At 37.8% G+C, this 17388-nt stretch carries 12 protein-coding genes and 2 pseudogenes; 7 read left to right on the plus strand and 7 right to left on the minus strand.

The annotated features are described in order from the left end of the window. The 5 genes from ACFIL8_RS04875 to ACFIL8_RS04895 form a co-directional block, all read left to right on the plus strand. Positions 1-2235, plus strand: a 2235-nt coding sequence (locus tag ACFIL8_RS04875) for a BID domain-containing T4SS effector (RefSeq protein WP_375689035.1), incomplete at its 5' end; no start/stop codon positions are given. Positions 2236-3013: 778 nt separating this feature from the next. Further along, positions 3014-4585, plus strand: coding sequence for a murein biosynthesis integral membrane protein MurJ (gene murJ / locus ACFIL8_RS04880; protein ID WP_375689037.1), 1572 nt, complete (start codon positions 3014-3016; stop codon positions 4583-4585). A 60-nt stretch (positions 4586-4645) separates the two neighbouring features. Then, positions 4646-5716, plus strand: coding sequence for a tryptophan--tRNA ligase (trpS, locus tag ACFIL8_RS04885; RefSeq protein WP_375613581.1), 1071 nt, complete (start codon positions 4646-4648; stop codon positions 5714-5716). Between the two features lie 62 nt (positions 5717-5778). Next, positions 5779-6270 (plus strand): universal stress protein, encoded by a 492-nt coding sequence (locus ACFIL8_RS04890; RefSeq protein WP_375612177.1) that lies wholly within the window; start codon positions 5779-5781, stop codon positions 6268-6270. A 59-nt stretch (positions 6271-6329) separates the two neighbouring features. Continuing rightward, positions 6330-6908: a NifU family protein gene (locus tag ACFIL8_RS04895; protein WP_375668492.1), complete on the plus strand. Its 579-nt coding sequence runs from the start codon at positions 6330-6332 to the stop codon at positions 6906-6908. A gap of 434 nt (positions 6909-7342) precedes the next feature. Here ACFIL8_RS04895 and ACFIL8_RS04900 read toward each other — a convergent pair. From ACFIL8_RS04900 to ACFIL8_RS04910, 3 genes and pseudogenes are all read right to left on the minus strand, one after another. Continuing rightward, positions 7343-7423 (minus strand): annotated as a pseudogene (locus ACFIL8_RS04900) (DUF4102 domain-containing protein); the annotation flags it as partial. 875 nt (positions 7424-8298) lie between these two features. After that, entirely contained in the window at positions 8299-8634 is a 336-nt protein-coding gene (locus ACFIL8_RS04905; protein WP_273790940.1) for a zinc ribbon domain-containing protein YjdM, read from the minus strand. Between the two features lie 1084 nt (positions 8635-9718). After that, positions 9719-11347, minus strand: a complete 1629-nt coding sequence (locus ACFIL8_RS04910; protein WP_375613582.1) for an alpha-D-glucose phosphate-specific phosphoglucomutase — start codon at positions 11345-11347, stop codon at positions 9719-9721. Positions 11348-11564: 217 nt separating this feature from the next. Between ACFIL8_RS04910 and ACFIL8_RS04915 the strand changes: the two genes are divergently transcribed. After that, a complete protein-coding gene (locus ACFIL8_RS04915; RefSeq protein ID WP_375613588.1) occupies positions 11565-12089 on the plus strand; it encodes a peroxiredoxin in 525 nt (174 codons plus the stop codon). Between the two features lie 882 nt (positions 12090-12971). Here ACFIL8_RS04915 and ACFIL8_RS04920 read toward each other — a convergent pair. The 4 genes from ACFIL8_RS04920 to pyrF form a co-directional block, all read right to left on the minus strand. Beyond that, entirely contained in the window at positions 12972-13505 is a 534-nt protein-coding gene (locus ACFIL8_RS04920) for a replication protein (RefSeq protein ID WP_375613583.1), read from the minus strand. 588 nt (positions 13506-14093) lie between these two features. Then, positions 14094-15578, minus strand: coding sequence for a histidine--tRNA ligase (hisS, locus tag ACFIL8_RS04925; RefSeq protein WP_375638515.1), 1485 nt, complete (start codon positions 15576-15578; stop codon positions 14094-14096). Between the two features lie 42 nt (positions 15579-15620). Beyond that, complete coding sequence (locus tag ACFIL8_RS04930) at positions 15621-15878, minus strand: hypothetical protein (protein ID WP_375627885.1); 258 nt, start codon at positions 15876-15878, stop codon at positions 15621-15623. Positions 15879-15927: 49 nt separating this feature from the next. Beyond that, positions 15928-16773 carry an orotidine-5'-phosphate decarboxylase gene (gene pyrF / locus ACFIL8_RS04935; protein WP_375675815.1) on the minus strand — a complete coding sequence of 282 codons (846 nt, stop codon included), beginning with the start codon at positions 16771-16773 and terminating at the stop codon, positions 15928-15930. A 481-nt stretch (positions 16774-17254) separates the two neighbouring features. Here pyrF and ACFIL8_RS04940 point away from each other — a divergent pair. Next, positions 17255-17388, plus strand: a pseudogene (locus tag ACFIL8_RS04940) (DUF3792 domain-containing protein); the annotation flags it as partial.

The following is a 17388-nucleotide window of genomic DNA, read 5'->3' on the forward strand; positions in this document are numbered from 1 at the left end:
ACATTGCTTCCAGAAGAAAAAGAAGAAAAAAGAGCCACTCTTAAAAACGATGAAATAACTGAAAAGAGCAAAGACAAAACATCCATTCAAACAAAGAAAAAGGGAAAATCCTATTTTTCACCATGGATTGCCTCTCATGTTTTACATGACAACGTTGAAGTTATGCCCAAAAGTTTGCAAGCACAAGAAAAAGAACAAATGGCACAACCAATTGTTCAATCGGCTTCCGCTATGAGGCAAATGCAAAAAGATTTTCAAAAAAATATTTTACAGAGCAGTAATACAGCGACAAATGATCCAATATCTGTCAAAATGACAAAGGAAACACGCTCTGATCATCCAGAAATAGAAAAACAGCCTATCAAAAAAGCAATGGCATACTGGGATACTGGTACAAGAAAAACGGACACCATCCCTCTCACCTTACAGGAGAAATTATCATCACCACCTGAAACCGAAGAAAATAAGACAATACACCGTAATTTCTTTTACCCCAATAGTATCACCTTAAAGAATAAATATGGAATAAAAGACTACGGAAAATTAAAAGTGCAATGTGCCCATGATACAACAAAAGCAATCATTCATCTGCGCCAAGAAGCACCACCACAAAAACTAACCTCCACATATCTCCAATATATTCATCACACCCTATTTAAAAATACTTTTGAATGGGCCGGACAAACACGCGAAAAACCATTTACATTTGAAGATGGTACCGTTGCTTATATGCCAATGATGAAAAAAGCTGGTATTTCTTTTGCCTCAGCAAAACAGATACAGGAGGGACTAGAAAATTTAGATAAAATACTTGCTGAAACAAATAGTTTAAAAGACTTAACCCGCGAAACATTTATTGAACATGTCACTGAAATGTTGATACAACTCAACTATACGCATCCTTTCAGAGAAGGTAATGGACGCACACAACGAATGTTTTTTGAAAAACTTGGGCAAGTTGCTGGCCACACACTCGACTTTTCTCTTGTAACAGAAAAACGCATGAATCTTGCCAGCATTGCATCGCTAAAACATAAAGATAAAGAAGAAATGAAACATCTGCTTGAGGATATCTCAAATCCAGAAAAAATACTTATTTTAAAAGAATTCATGGACAGTATGAAACATATCGGGCTTGAGAGTATTCATCATCATCTTATTATAACAGCAAAAGAAGGTCATACCTATAAAGGCTTTTACAGAGGCAGTGGACCCAATGGCTTTATGCTTGATGCTAACGGAACTTTCATCTTGGGAAATAAAAAAGATCTCACCCCAGAGCAAATACAGACATTAAAAATCGGTGACGCCCTCTCCTTTACAGCACCAAAAATTCAAAACCAGCAAGAAGTGCTTATCCCCGCACAAACAATAGCCCCCCTTACCAACAATGAAATTGCCACAAGGATAAAAAACAACGTTTCCATTCAAGCAAGAAGAAAAGAAATAGAAACTTTGTGCCAAATCATTTATGGCAATCGTCATATTTTGCGGGAAAGAATTGAGATGATCCATGAAAATCATACTGAAGGAGAACAACTCACCTATCAAATTACCACCTCTCCCCAATCGATTTCTAAGCTTTCTGGTAGCAATGTATTTGGCATAAAAAACAACGCGCGCGCCCATGCTGAAGCAAATATTTTGCCCCTCTGTAGAGCCATTGATCGTTATATCAATATTTCTAAACAAACAGAAAGAGACATTCTCCATACCCATCATGTAAAACAAAGGCGGTGTGAACAGTCGGTAGAAATGCCTAAGGCTTGGATGAAAAATCTCCTTTCCTTGTCAAAAGCACAACAGCAAGAAACGTTATCAAACTCTCCTGAATTAAGGGGGGAGATAAGGACTTATATCAAAAAAATCAATGAGCGCTTATCTTCAAACGAGCATGAAGTTATAAAAGAAAATAATCCTGAAAGACTTGCGAAGAGTATTGGCACATCAACCATTAAAGCAAAAGAGATTATGGAAATAATCAAGCAGATAAAAGAGATAGAACCGCATATACAACCCATGTATTTTTATAACCATAAATTCGATGAGCGCTTCGCACCAAACCAGCATCAATCTATAAAGAAAAACAATGAAAAAAAATGTTCCAACACGCCTGATAAAGAAGCAATTAAAGTGCAAAAAATGACAGAAAACGTCAATCAGAATCCCAAAAGACAAGAAAATATTCAACCTCACAAAACGGCGCACGCAAAAGCAACGGCAATGAATGTCTAAAAGGTTCATAAACTTTAACTTTTTCGCCCCCTCTGGTAAAAATGATAGCCTTTATCCCCTTGCCTTCATCGGCAAATCAATCGCACCTCAACGAGAATGGAAACCATGAGAGAGCAACTTTATCTTATTTCCTCAGATTTTATCCTCATCAACTGTGAAAAGAAACCTGAACAAGAAAAATGCTGTTGAAAGATCATATCTTCCTATCCTCTTGTTTATGTAATCTCTAAAACGGGAGGACAGACAAATTTTGGGAGAACATAAAGCCGTAAAAGTGAAAAGTAATTACCAGTTTTACCATCACCTTTTAGCTTAGCCTTACGACTTTTTAAAACATCTAAAGCGCTGTTTTTTTTTAAATAATGGAAATTACGTATTGCTCCACGCTTTTATTTTATTTGCATTCTTTTAATAGGGTCACACCCCTCACATAAAACAGAACGGCATTGGGTTGCACTATTCACGACATCACACCATAAAGAGAAATTATCATTATATATCCCTACATGTCTCTTCAAACTGTTATGATATCACTCCCATATTTCAGTTTGAAAAAGAAATTTTAATTATTTTATGGCAACAATAAAAATTTTAATGCAACAGTAAACAAGGAGCATAAAAAAGTCTTCAAGCACCATTGTTGACAGAAAGATAAACACCGTCGTAAAACGCTTTCAAAAAGTATCCTTGATTAGGATAGAGATCAGATTTTTACGATTTAAAACGCTTTATTTCTCCTGTCATCGCTTCTCTTTTACAACAAAGTTGATATATCTTTATGACATTGATTAAAAAAATTGCAACAGTTGCTTCCGGAACCCTCATGAGCCGTATTTTTGGCTTCGTACGCGAAATGCTTATGGCAGCAGCACTAGGAACTGGTCCTGTTTCTGATGCGTTTAATGCTGCTTTCCGTTTTCCCAACACATTCCGCCGTTTTTTTGCTGAAGGAGCCTTTAATGCTGCTTTCATTCCTCTTTTTGCCAAAAAAATCACTGAAGATGGTCACGAAACGGCATGCAAGTTTGCAGAAGAGGTGTTTGGCGTTCTCTTTTCACTGCTCTTACTGTTAACGATTGCGATGGAACTCAGTATGCCTTTTTTGGTACGAACCATTATTGCTCCAGGTTTTACCGAAGATGCAACAAAGCTTAACGCCACAATTCATTTTACGGCGATCATGTTTCCCTATTTAACCTGCATGTCGCTTGCTGCCATGATGGGGGGCATGCTTAATGCGCTGCGACGCTATTTTATTGCCGCCATTGCCCCACTCTTTTTAAACATTATTCTGATTGGTGTGCTTGCCTATGCTTGGATCTATAAACTTGACGCTTGGCATATCGGCTTAAATCTCTCTTGGGGTGTATTGGCAGCAGGTCTTATTCAACTCACCTTAATTGCCCTTGCTTTGCGTCAAAGTGGCATGAAAATTTCCTTCCGCCAGCCCCATTTAAGTCCTAATGTTCGTAAGCTATTAACTTTAGCATTCCCCGCAGCCATTACGGGTGGCATCACGCAAATTAATTTGCTTATTAATACCAATATTGCTTCTAGTCAATCGGGTGCTGTCTCTTCTTTGATGTATGCTGATCGTCTTTATCAATTGCCTTTAGGCGTAATCGCCATTGCCGTTGCAACCGTTCTTTTACCAGAATTAACACGCGCTTTGCGAAGTAAAAAGCATGAAGAAACCCACCATTTACAAAACCGCTCTATTGAATTAACGCTATTTTTAACACTTCCAGCATCCATCGCTTTTTTGCTGCTCTCCACTCCCATAGTCAGTTTACTCTTTGAGCGAGGACAATTTACCAGTCAATCAACACACCATGTTGCACAATTACTAGAGCTTTATGGACTAGGACTTCCAGCTTTTGTTCTTATTAAGGTCTTTATTCCTAATTTTTTTGCCCATGAAGATACCAAAACACCGATGATTTTTACAGGTATTTGCGTTTTCATCAATATCAGTCTCGCCTTAACATTATTTCCTATTCTATCTGCACGAGGCATTGTTATTGCTGAAATTACCTCTGGATGGGCCAACACCCTTTTGCTGTGGAGTGTCCTTATCAAACGCGGTTATTGGAAATACGACTTCCAACTGATAAAACGAATATTATGTCTCATGATGGCAACTCTTTTGAGTGCACTAGCCCTCTATTACGGATTGAATGTGTTTGGTTTTTTGTCTTTTCCTTTATCCTCACAAGCATCATTTTTCTTGCGCGCGATCACCTTAGCTGGGATCATGATTGGCATATTTTTGATCTATTTTAGTGCCTATTTTTTATTCAACACCCGTTCCTTTTTTCACACGCTTAAAAATTTGAAAAAACGCTCATAATATCTATACTTTGTCAAAAACAATAAAATGAATAACCTTAATTGAAGAAAGAGCACTCCTATGGATACCTTCACACCACTTGTCTTTTCCGGCGTACAACCGAGTGGTCATTTACATCTTGGCAATTATCTTGGAGCCATTCAGCGTTGGGTTGAACTGCAAAACTCTCATCACTGCCTCTATTGTGTTGTGGATATGCATGCGCTCACAGTCAACCCAGATCCCTTTACTTTACGCGAATCCACCAGAACAGTGACAGCAGCTTTTTTAGCCGCCGGTATTGATCCTCAAAAACACATTATTTTTAACCAATCACGTGTTTTTCAACATGCTGAACTCGCCTGGATTTTTAATTGTGTTGCCCGTATCGGCTGGCTTCAACGCATGACACAATTTAAAGATAAAGCGGGAAAAGATCGCGAAAAAGCATCCATCGGGCTTTTTGCCTATCCCACTTTGATGGCTGCTGATATTTTAGTCTATCGTGCAACGCATGTTCCAGTAGGCGAAGATCAAAAACAGCATGTTGAACTCACACGCGATATTGCACAAAAATTTAACAACGACTATGCACAGCGTATTGCCGAATTAAATTTTGGCATCTCTATGCAAACAGATGAAGAAAAAAGACAAGGCTTTTTTCCTCTTCCAGAAGCACTAATTGGAACAACAGCCACACGCGTTATGTCTTTGCGCGATGGGACGAAAAAAATGTCAAAATCAGATCCTTCAGATTTTTCACGCATTAATTTGACCGATGACGCTGATCTTATCGCAAAAAAAATACGCAAAGCCAAAACGGATTCGGCTCCACTTCCCGATACCCTTGCCGCTTTAAAAGAACGACCAGAAGTAGATAACCTGCTTGGTATTTATGCCGCCTTTGCCAAAGTTAGCAAAGAAAAGATTCTTTTAGAATTTTCTGGTCAACAATTTTCGCATTTTAAAACAGCTCTAGCCGACCTTGTTGTCCATAAGCTTGCCCCTATAACAGAAGAATTACGTCGCCTTCATCAAGAAAATGATTATATCGACTCTGTTTTGCATGATGGCGCTAAACGTGCTAGTATGCTCGCAGAAGAAAATATGAAAAAAATTCGTGAAATTATTGGATTTTTGCACGATACATAAAAATAATAAAACTAAAAACTGTAGAGAGCAAAAAAATCGTTTGTACAAAATAGAGAAAGTGCATGATTTCCAAACCCCAAAATCCGAAAAAAGAACCAAAGAAAAAAAACTTAGTTATTATCGATGAAACACCAGAGTGTCGGCGTGCGGTTGCGTTTGCCGCACAGCATGCCCAAAATACCAGTAGAACATTGGTATTACTTTGTGTCGTTGATAGTGTAGAATTTCAACATTTTCTGGGTGTAAACAACGTTATGCGTACAGAATCAAAGCAAAGTGCTCATAAAATATTAGGAGACATTGCCAGTGAAGTCCGCACCACCCATGCGCTTGAAACAGAAATAGTAGTGCGTGAAGGAAAAAAAATTGATGAGATTTCTAAACTGATCGACGAAGATAAAAGGATTGCACTGATTGTTTTAGCAGCCAGTGGACATACAGAAGGACCAGGACCCCTTGTTCAATTAATCGGGAATAAAGGAACAGCTTTTTCAATCCCTGTCATTGTTATTCCTAGCAATCTTGCCGATGAAGATATTAGATCTATTGCCTAAAAAATATAATATTCTACAATGTAAGATCTTCCCAAGCCTTCGTTATAAAAGGAGAATCTATGTTTATACAAACTGAAACCACCCCAAATCCTGCAACTCTTAAATTCTTGCCAGGACGCGTGGTTCTTTCTGAGGGCGTATTAGAATTTCGTGACCCTGAAGAAGCAGCTAAAAACTCACCTTTGGCGGCTAAACTGTTTAATATTCCCAATATCAATGGTGTCTTTTTAGGCTATGATTTTATCACCGTAAGCAAAAAAGAAGGGGAATGGCAACATCTCAAGCCCGTCATTTTAGGCACAATCATGGAACATTTTCTATCCAATGAGCCAGTGATCACTACCAACGCTACAACACAAGCACAAACCCATGCCCTTAACGAAGAATTTTATGACGAAAAAGATGTTGATATTGTCTTAACCATTAAAGAGCTGCTTGAAACGCGTATCCGCCCAGCGGTTGCCAATGATGGTGGAGATATTACTTTTCGTGGATTTGAAAATGGTATTGTTTATCTCAATATGCGCGGCTCCTGCGCTGGATGTCCCTCTTCAACGGCAACCCTCAAACATGGTATTGAAAATCTTTTACGCCATTTTATCCCTGAAGTTTTAGGCGTTGAAGCCATGCCACAATAAATATTGACCTCAATAGGTAAAATAACCACACCGATTGCCCCTCTTCAACAGTGCTCAAACATGGAATGTAAAGATCTTACGTCATTTTATTCCTGAAATTCTCGAAGTAAGCCATGCAGCCATAAAAATAGAGTACTGTTAAAAAAATCTGTCCAATAATGATACCTTCACTCACCTTTCACCTCCACATATGCCTTAAAAAGCTTTCTGCCCTTTTAAGAGCATAAGTTGTTTCAATAAACCAATTTATACGTACACAGAAGTACAATGCATGGATGTGCACTTTAAATTTATTTTGTTTTATAATCTTGTCATGCAATTTTAACGAGGAAAACACGACCTCGTTACAAAAAAGAAAACATTGCAAGATAGAGTGCCCATTTGCTTCATCTTTCTCAGTGCTTCCAACGACAAATCACGCAAAATACTTCTTGTAGCAAGCCGGCACCATCATCATATCTGCCAGCCCCTAATGATGCGACAGCTCTTTCATTAAGACGATTCATAAGAGTCATTTTTACTCCTTTCTTTCCTCATTTTTACCCACACGCCAGCCCCGCTTGTGGTGTGCAAGCAAGTGATTTTAATTGATTCAACATGGAACAGATTTGAAATGAGAGAATCCCACGTTATTCGGGGTTCTAATTCAATATGAATAACGCTAATTTATTATTATAAATCAATATGTTGTTTCAGCCACTCGACAAAGATCACATTTTGCAACTTGAATGAGAATTCTGACATTTTTCTTATTTCAATTCTGTTTTTATTGCATCAATCAAAATCGTCCGCTTACACAGCACAAACTGGATAATAACAAAAACTATTTTTAATAGCTCTTATGTACACTTTTATAAGAGACTGTTGCAGCACTAAGAGCTGAAAAATGAATGACAGTACGACCTTATCAAGGTCATAGCGTCCTTTTTCCATTCTTAAAATCAAGAATTTCCTCTATCATTTTCAATCTCATTTCCATAAATATGACGCAAAAGGTGTAACTACCCATAAAAAATAAATACATTGAAGCCAGATCTATTATGGTTGTTTGAGAAATTATCTGATAAAAAAATGAGAATATTTTTTCAATTCAGCAGAAATAAGTTTGTCTACTTTACGGCGTTGTTTTTCTCATAAAGCGCACACTTTTATTGTTGCTTATGAGTCAACATCCAGTCCCCTCATAACCCCATATTAAAAGAAAAGAAAGAGTCGCTATTTCTCTGCGATACATGGCTTTGCAATAAAGGAAAACATATTGCTCCTATCTGATTGGTGTAATCTATGAAACAAGAAAAGAAGCCCATTGGAGAAAAATATGCCCAATTAGAGAAGAATGTAAAAATAGAAAACCAACGAAATGCAAAAACAATTGCAAGAAGATAAATGCCTAAACTTTTTTCACAAACTCCGACTTTAAACTCATCTGACCAATCCCTGGAATTTTGCAATCGATATTATGATCCCCATCCACCAAGCGAATATTCTTTACCTTCGTCCCCCCTTTTAAAACAGATGAAGCGCCTTTTACTTTCAGATCTTTTATCACCATAACGGTATCTCCGTTTGTTAAAATCTGACCATTGGCATCATAAACAGTATTGGCAAGAACCGTATCATCGTTTTTTTGTGGCCATTCATGCGCGCATTCAGGACACACAAAATTTTCACCATCTTCATAAGTATAAAGACAATCACAACGAGGACATTTGGGATATTGGGTCATAAATTTCCCTTTTTTAGAAAAAACATTCATTATGACTGGTCATAAAGCAAGAAGTGCTTATTGTCCATTATTTTAGAAAAATGTTTCCCTTTGTTTCAATCCTCATCTGCCAACTGTATTCATGAATGCTATCATCACATACTATACACAAGTTTATAAAAATGATTGATCATTATACAACTCAAATAAGCCCCCCGCATATCATAAAATTTACTCACTGCATTCTCTCTAATAAATTAATCAAAATCATTTTCTTATACATCACCAATGCAATTAACGAATGGATAACAAAACAATTAGAAAAGGAACATCTCTGAATAAAACGTTCTCAGAGAGCTAAAAACTATTGCAGCATTGAGAAACAAGAAAATGATGTCCCCAACTTAACCTTTTATTTAAGTAAAGATAACAGTCATAATGTTAGAGAACAGACTGATTTATGATCATAGTTAATGGTTTTGTATATTGAATGAGAGCCGATAAATAAGCTGAGATTCTCTCAACCCCTTTTACATTGAAACAACCAAAGCCTTTTGTTTGCATGTTACAAGTAGGAAAATCCGTGTAAAACGATTATCCAAAATACTAAATACTCTCAAATATAAGAGCCAACATTGAAAGCGGGCAAAGTGAATAATGGTGCCGTCTTACTCTCTCATAAGCGTAAAAATGGTGCTGCTCAATGGATGGATGGCCGGTTATCCCTTTCAAAGCAACACGCATAAGATGCGTTTTTAGTGTCTTGAGAGAGAAGATTCTTTAAAACAAACATATGAAATGTGCAACAATGATCGTATTTTGTTTTGTATGAGAAACATTCCCCTATTAAACAAAAATTGCTATCAAGCCATTGAGCAAACCCATTGGACATAAATGATCCGATTATGCTCGATTATAATTTCCTACAGCATTTAGTTTTAAGAATCCCGCAGTTTTAGGAATCCGATTGATATGGAAAGGTGGAAAAAACAAGTCTCGCCTAAAAATAGAGTTAAGCTCTCCCTTATGCACATAAAATCACACCCCTAAAATCACATCCATGTGATCAATCATCATACCTTTACAAAAAAACATTCCAATGATCTTAGGTGATAATATCAGGACGATCTCGCCCCAATGCTTGTTGTATGTTTAACAGTTTTAGTGCTACCTGTTGCAAAGGTTGGAGAACTTCTTGCGGATTAAAATTGTGTTTGCGCGGATCACTTTCATACTGTTCAAAATAAAGTCGTAAAGTAGCACCTAGCGTCCCTGTTCCCGACAAACGAACCACCAACCTTGCTCCATTCTCGAAAAAAATACGGATACCTTGCCGCGTGCTAACGCTCTGATCAACGGGATCATGATATGTAAAATCATCTGCTTTTTTGACGAAAAATCCAGAAATTTCAGTTCCTGCATGTGGTAAGTGCGCACGCAAATGCTCTAGTAATGCCAAAGCTTTATCTGCTTCGACTTCTTCATAATCATGCCGTAACGTGTAAAAACGCCCATAGGTGGACCAATGCTGTTGAACAATCTGTGCGACAGTTTTTTCTGTTACCGCTACAAGATTTAACCAAAATAGGACAGCCCATAAACCATCTTTTTCGCGGATGTGATGAGAGCCCGTTCCAAAGCTTTCTTCACCACAAAAGGTTACTTTTCCCGCATCCAAAAGGGTTCCAAAAAACTTCCATCCCGTTGGCGTTTCAAAAAAATTTAATCCGTGTTTTTCCGCAACTAGATCAGCAGCACGCCCCGTCGGCATAGAGCGCGCTATCCCCACAACACCTTTTCGATATCCTTTAATAAGGTGTGCATGTTCAGCCATAATAGCCAAAGAATCCGAAGGCGAGACAAATTGTTGACGACCAATAATGAGGTTACGGTCTCCATCACCATCAGAGGCGGCGCCAAGATCTGGTCCTTGCTCTGACATCAATAAATCATAAAGATCCTTAGCATAAACCAAATTGGGATCTGGATGACCGCCTCCAAAATCTGGCAAAGGAATACCATTAACCACCGTCCCTTCAGAAAATCCTAAGCATTTTTCAAAAATTTCATGGGCATAAGGCCCTGTTACCGCATGCATGGCATCAAACCGTAAAGTAAGACCTCGAGCAACAGCCTTGGCAATACAGTCAAAATCAAAAAGCTCCTGCATCAAAGCAACATAATCAGCGACAGGATCAATAATATCAATCCGCATGGCTCCCATAAAGATCGTACCTTGCCTATCTAAATCAATATCTGGTGCTTCAAGAATTTTATAAAAAGAAAGACGTTGCGATGTTGCAAAAATAGCATCACATAAAGAATTAGGAGCGGGTCCCCCATTGGAAATATTATATTTAATACCACAATCTCCTTCTGGACCACCAGGATTATGGCTTGCAGAAAGAATAAGTCCACCATGGGCATGAGTTTTACGAATAAGATGCGAAACAGCAGGTGTAGAAAGAATACCGCCCCTTCCCATTTTAACACAAGAGACACCATGCGCCGCTGCCATCTTCAACACAATCTGAAGGATAGTACGATTAAAAGTGCGCCCATCCCCCCCCAGAATCAACATTTTTCCTTCAAGAGGTCCAATATTATCAAAAAGAGATTGTATAAAGTTTTCTACATAATGGGGTTGTTGAAAAACAGACACTTTTTTGCGCAAACCAGACGTTCCCGGTTTTTGCCCCTCAAAAGCCGTGGTTAAAACTGTCTTTATGGTCATATCAATACCTTTATATTCTTTCCTATAATTTTAAGGTGAAGAGTATCCAAAGTCGACCATTAATTCTACTTGACGGAAGTGTGAAATATTTGCACACTCGTTAGAAGTAAGAGTTTTTAAAGAAGCCCTTTTATTTAAAACGCTTTTTACCATATGTTTTTAAATACAAAGGCTGTTTTAAAACAAAATTTTCGTAAAAGAATACAGGAGCATCATGATGATGAAAAAAACAGTTCCCAATGTGACATTCCACACACGCGTACGCGATGAATCAGTGGCTGGAGACAATCCTTATCGGTGGCAAGAAGTTAACAGCGATGCTTACTTTAAAGGAAAGCGTGTTATTCTTTTTTCTCTTCCTGGAGCTTTTACCCCTACTTGCTCAACCTTTCAGCTGCCTGATTTTGAAAAGCTCTATGATGAATTTAAACAAGCGGGTATTGATGAAATTTATTGCCTTTCCGTCAATGATGCTTTTGTCATGAATGCTTGGGGAAAAGCACAAAATATCAAAAACGTGAAGTTAATTCCCGATGGCTCTGGTGAATTCACACGCAAAATGGGTATGCTGGTTGCAAAAGACAATGTTGGGTTCGGCATGCGATCATGGCGCTATGCAGCTGTTATTAATGATGGTGTGGTTGAACAATGGTTCGAAGAAGCAGGTTTTTCAGATAATTGTGCAACAGATCCTTATGAAGTTTCTTCACCACAACATGTTTTAAAAGCCTTGAAAAGCTAATTCCCCCAATCGTCTATTTAAACAAAATTTTACGACACAAATTTCCTGAGGAGGAAGATTTGTGTCGTTGACTTTTTACAACATCTATTCGTGAAAACAGACCCGATAAGTTGATTGTACGCCTTCTGTGAGAAAAGATTACAGCAATAATTTTTTCAATAAATATTTTATGTTTTAACTGCTTTGAAAAAGTTTGAAAAATTGCTGATGAAAAATCTGGACCCGTTGTGGGGCTAAAAAATCAAAGAGTTAAAAGCTGTTGCACGCTATCAAAAAATGGGGATGCAATTGCCAAATGCGCAAATTCATGCAAAACTCTCTCAGAAACATCAAGGACTAACGTATTGATGAAATATGCAAGATCAATGCTAAATTTCTCATACTGAGAAAAACTTTGTATTAAACAATACTTTGATTTATAAAGATAATTTATAATTTTGCATATTGAATGAGAGGAGCCGAATATCATAAGATTGTTTTATTTTATCCCTTCTTATATTGAATCCCTTAAAACTATTTTCTTGCTCATTAGCAAGCGGGATTGGCATATGAATAAACGATTAAAAAGAGTAAAAATACCTCTCGTAAACGCGCCAAAATACAAGAGCTATGAACATCATTACTGCAAAGTTCACAAAAGTACCAAGAAAGAAAATACAGATCAAACATTTGTTTGAAGAGGTGCACAGTTCAAATTAACTTATGTCTCATAAAAAGAAGAAAATATGGCATAAAAACCGCTCTGCATAAAGAACCATTCATGGAGAATATTAAATCAAAACAGATCCCGCAAACATTCCAATTCACATACCATAAACAGACTCATTGCTGTTCTCATAGCCATTTATTCTAAGCCTTTATTTTTCTCTAAGAGAAAAACGATTAAAGGAGTTGTTTATTCGGGTATTCTACCGTAAAGTGTGCTTCTATCTCTTCCTCTTCATCGAACTCAAAATCTTCATCACATTCAGGAAGACCAAAAATATCTGGATTGATGAAATAACAATCTTTTTTTGTCCCCTTCGCTACAATTTTATTCTTTTCTAATTCTTTGATACCTTCTTTAAAACTTTCAAAATTAAGATATTCTGGTTCTTGAATTGAAAGATCGCAAGTCAAAAATTCTTCAAGAATATCATGATCCAATGTTATCTGATCAAACCATAAATCCACATCATCCCCCTCATCTAACATTTTCCCTACCTGCCACAACATCACAAAAAATGCTTTCATACCACTAAATGATAACCCAAAAATCATACGCCGACACGACGAGGCGCCTGAAAAGGTAATTTGCGGAAGATCTTCAAATCCGAAATTTGAAGGAGGAAGTTTAAATGATTTTCCAATATTCTCAGGTCTTTCAAGAATAAAGGGATTTCGTTCATAGAGCAGAGTAAAATCATATTGGACCATTTTCATTTCTCCGTTAAAGAATTGACTTTATGAAAAATGCATATTATCAGTAAGTTACCATTATGGCAGCTTACAATTCATCCAAACATGCTCCTGTAAAAAATTGTTCGATTTAAGTCATTCCATTGTTTTTTGAAGCTTAAAAAGTCTTTTAGGATAAAACGCTCTAGTTCTTCCTCCTTTTGCAATAAGGCTAAATTTTGTAATGTCTAAGAAGAGAACATCAAAGGATTTGATACTCATAGATGAGAATTCAAAGATGAAGCCAATATGAACTTGTCAATATTTTTATAAACTTTTGGGAAAGCGTTGCGTGAAACCTTTTAATTTTCTCAGAGTTTTTGTTCGTTACAATTTTTTTGCTCATTTTAACGCATTATCATCGCATCCTCAGAAGGGCACGTTTTATAGCAAATAGTGCTTATTTATCTCTTAAAAATCTCTCTTTTATGCCGCACGCACTTCAAAACCCCGCTTTTGAACGCGTGCACCAACACGTATAAACGAGCAAAGCACAAATTTTAAAAATTGAATTTCAAATTTCCAAAATATTTCGAACAATCACTTCGATAAAGACTTTTACCATTATCATTTTTGGGCGGCTAAAATATCCTGTACTGTTTTGACCAATTGATCTTCATCAACCGTCACTTGTGCTGGTCGACTTTCACGCCATGTTTGATTATCCTTAATTTCATGAGACAAACGCGCCCCTTCAATCAAATCTTTAATCTGTATTTTTCCGCTCTCACGTTCTTGTGAGCCTTGGATAACCACACAAGGCGCTTGGCGTCGATCTGCATATTTCATCTGCGCTTTTATCCCCGATGCCCCCAAATAGAGCTCAGCACGAATTCCCGCACCACGCAACTGCATCACCATTTTTTGATAACCAGCAACCGCCTCTGGCTCTTTATCCATCATCAGCACCACAACCGGCCCTGTTGTCTCCTTCATAGGCAACTTTTCAAGATTTTGCAAAGCAGCGATCAAGCGTGAGACCCCGATTGAAAAACCTGTTGCCGGAATATTTTCACCACGAAAGCGTGCCACCAATCCATCATAGCGCCCACCACCACCAACGGAGCCAAAAACAACTTTCTGCCCATCATCATTGAAAACATCAAACAGCAACGTAGCCTCAAAGACAGGACCTGTATAATAATCCAGTCCACGCACCACCGATGGATCAATCTTGATACGATTCTGAAAGCCATTTGCGGCAAAAATTGCTTGCATTTCCTCAAGCTCACGAATTCCCTCACGCCCTTGAACATGATCACCAACCACTTCTTTAAGAGCCTCAAGCGTTTCTTCTGCTGTTTCAGCTCCAACAGCAGTTAAGGTAAGAATACACTCAATCTCTTTTTCCTTAAGCTCCGCCCCTTTTGTAAAGTCACCACTTTCATCCAAACGCCCTTTTCCCAAAAGCAAACGCACCCCTTCAGAACCAAATTTATCCAGTTTATCAATTGCTCTTAAGACAGTTAAGCGCTTTTCAGCCTGCTCATTTCCCCCCAAACCAATTTTCTCTAAAACACAATCGAGAATTTTTCGGTTATTCAGACGAATGGCATATTCATGATGCTGAAACCCTAATTTTTCCAAACTATCGGCTGCCATCATGCAAATTTCGGCATCAGCCGCTACCGTTGGTGTTCCAACAATATCCGCATCAAACTGCATAAATTGCCGAAACCGCCCTGGACCTGGTTTTTCATTGCGAAAAACAAAGCCAAGACGATAACTGCGATAAGGCTTTGGCAAAACTTCAAAATTCTCGGCAAAATAACGAGCAAGAGGCGCGGTAAGATCATAGCGCAAAGACATCCATTGCTCATCATCATCTTGTAGCGAAAAAACGCCCGCATTTGGACGATCTGAATCCGGTAAAAACTTACCCAGCACATCTGTATATTCAAAAATTGGTGTTTCCAGTGCTTCAAAACCATAAAGTTCATAAACTTCACGAATTTGCGCAATCATTGTTTCAGTTGCATACAACTGTGCACTTGTACGATCAACAAACCCACGGGGTAAACGGGCTTTGGTTTTTTCTTGTTTTGATAACATATTTTTCTCTAACAACAATATATATTCACCGATAACGTGTGTCTATCTTATAGAAACAAACGCTGCAATAACTTTATCAACTGAAAACTGGTAACAATATGCATAAGCTTTTGCTTTTAAAAGATGCAAACCTTTACCCTTAAGGCAATCTACTGAAAATATTTGTACTTTCAATAGGAACATAGCCTCCCGCTCAACATGAAATGCCCGCTTAACATTCAATGAAAAGACATCTGTGCTTGTTGAAAGAAACCTCAAAGCGACAGTTGATTCTTGATAAATCGGAAGCATCCCCCTCAAAACCCCTCCCTTTCAGAATTCTTCAGATTTATTACAGATGCAAAAATCCTCAAGACATCAGTGTGCTTTGCGCTTGTTCTGCAAAATGATTGATAACATTTTTTAAATCAACAATATTTCGTCCAGCATCTGTAATAGAGCGTGATACAGAGGGAATAACATTCTGCCAAAGTCTTTGTGGAAATTGATTTGCTAGTTGTGTCATTGTTCCACCTTGAGCGCCAATACCCGGAACGAGAAACAGACTATTTTTTAACTGCTCGATTGTGTCTTTTGATTCAGATCCTAATGTCGCTCCTATAACCGCACCTATGGGGCCAATATTATGATGAATAACCGAAGAATGACTATTATAATCACAAATACACTGTGCAAGATGAAGAGAGAGTGTCTGGTCACCAATAAGCGCATTTCGTATTTGTTTCCCCTCTGGATTAGAAGACTGAACAACCACAAAAACCCCTGCTCCTGTTTCTTCTGCAACCTTTATCAGAGGAATAAGAGCATCAAAACCCAAAAAAGGATTAACTGTCATGGCATCCACCTTGAACGCACTACTTGGACCAAGCCAAGCCTTACCATAGGCTTCAGCAGTAGAGCCAATATCCCCCCTTTTTGCATCCGCCAGAACCAATATGCCTTGTTCGTGTGCATTTTCAATCAGTTCTTTGAGAGCTTGAAGACCTTCCACACCATATAATTCAAAAAATGCGACTTGCGGCTTTATAATACCTACTTTACCAACAACTGCTGTTAAGAGAATATCACAAAAATCTTTTAGACCTTTATAATCAAAGCTTAGTTTCCACGATTGCAAAACTTTATGGCTCGGATCAAATCCAATACAAAGAGGTCCATAGATTTCACGATTTTTAAAAAAAGTTGAACGAAACATTTTATATCCTAACAAGGTCTCTCTTTAAACTTTTTGATACAATCAAAAAGAAAAGCATTTGTCAAAAGAATACAATAGCGCAAACACAAAGAAAGAGCTCTCTATACAAAATGTGCTTTTATTTATGAAACATAAATATATTCCCATTCGTAACGCTTATCATATGTTTATCGACCAAGACGTTGTCATGAGATAAAAATTCAAATTTATGAAAGAATATAAACAAAACAGCATCCATATTATAATGACCTCATAAAGCCCTATAGGCATGCCTTGTCGTTTTCACCCCCCTTTTTTATGATCAACAAAAACTCTCTATGAACGCGCTTTAAACAAAAGTTTCAAAAGAAAATGCCCCACCATGATGATCTCGATCTTAGCTTTAGATTTTTCCTATTCCTTTTTGGCGCATATCTATTCACTTTTGGAACATAATTAGCAAAAAGGCATTGTATCTCCAGCATATTCAAGGAGATAAAACATGGAAACTCGCATTCCTGAAAACACACCATTCGAGACGAATTTTCTAGGAGAAACGTCTCTAGAAGAAAAATATTCACTCTTTCACACACCCATTTCATGGTCCGCAATCTTTGCGGGACTGGTGACGGCTCT

Source organism: Bartonella sp. AP57NXGY (genome assembly GCF_042195805.1).
Taxonomy (GTDB): Bacteria; Pseudomonadota; Alphaproteobacteria; order Rhizobiales; family Rhizobiaceae; genus Bartonella.

Bases quoted from the DNA above. Each gene is read 5' to 3' on its own strand.
- murJ (WP_375689037.1), top strand. From the start codon at position 3,014: ATGACATTGATTAAAAAAATTGCAACAGTTGCTTCCGGAACCCTCATG.
- ACFIL8_RS04905 (WP_273790940.1), bottom strand. From the start codon at position 8,634: ATGACCCAATATCCCAAATGTCCTCGTTGTGATTGTCTTTATACTTAT.
- hisS (WP_375638515.1), bottom strand. From the start codon at position 15,578: ATGTTATCAAAACAAGAAAAAACCAAAGCCCGTTTACCCCGTGGGTTT.
- pyrF (WP_375675815.1), bottom strand. From the start codon at position 16,773: ATGTTTCGTTCAACTTTTTTTAAAAATCGTGAAATCTATGGACCTCTT.
- ACFIL8_RS04915 (WP_375613588.1), top strand. From the start codon at position 11,565: ATGATGAAAAAAACAGTTCCCAATGTGACATTCCACACACGCGTACGC.
- ACFIL8_RS04895 (WP_375668492.1), top strand. From the start codon at position 6,330: ATGTTTATACAAACTGAAACCACCCCAAATCCTGCAACTCTTAAATTC.
- trpS (WP_375613581.1), top strand. From the start codon at position 4,646: ATGGATACCTTCACACCACTTGTCTTTTCCGGCGTACAACCGAGTGGT.
- ACFIL8_RS04890 (WP_375612177.1), top strand. From the start codon at position 5,779: ATGATTTCCAAACCCCAAAATCCGAAAAAAGAACCAAAGAAAAAAAAC.
- ACFIL8_RS04920 (WP_375613583.1), bottom strand. From the start codon at position 13,505: ATGGTCCAATATGATTTTACTCTGCTCTATGAACGAAATCCCTTTATT.
- ACFIL8_RS04910 (WP_375613582.1), bottom strand. From the start codon at position 11,347: ATGACCATAAAGACAGTTTTAACCACGGCTTTTGAGGGGCAAAAACCG.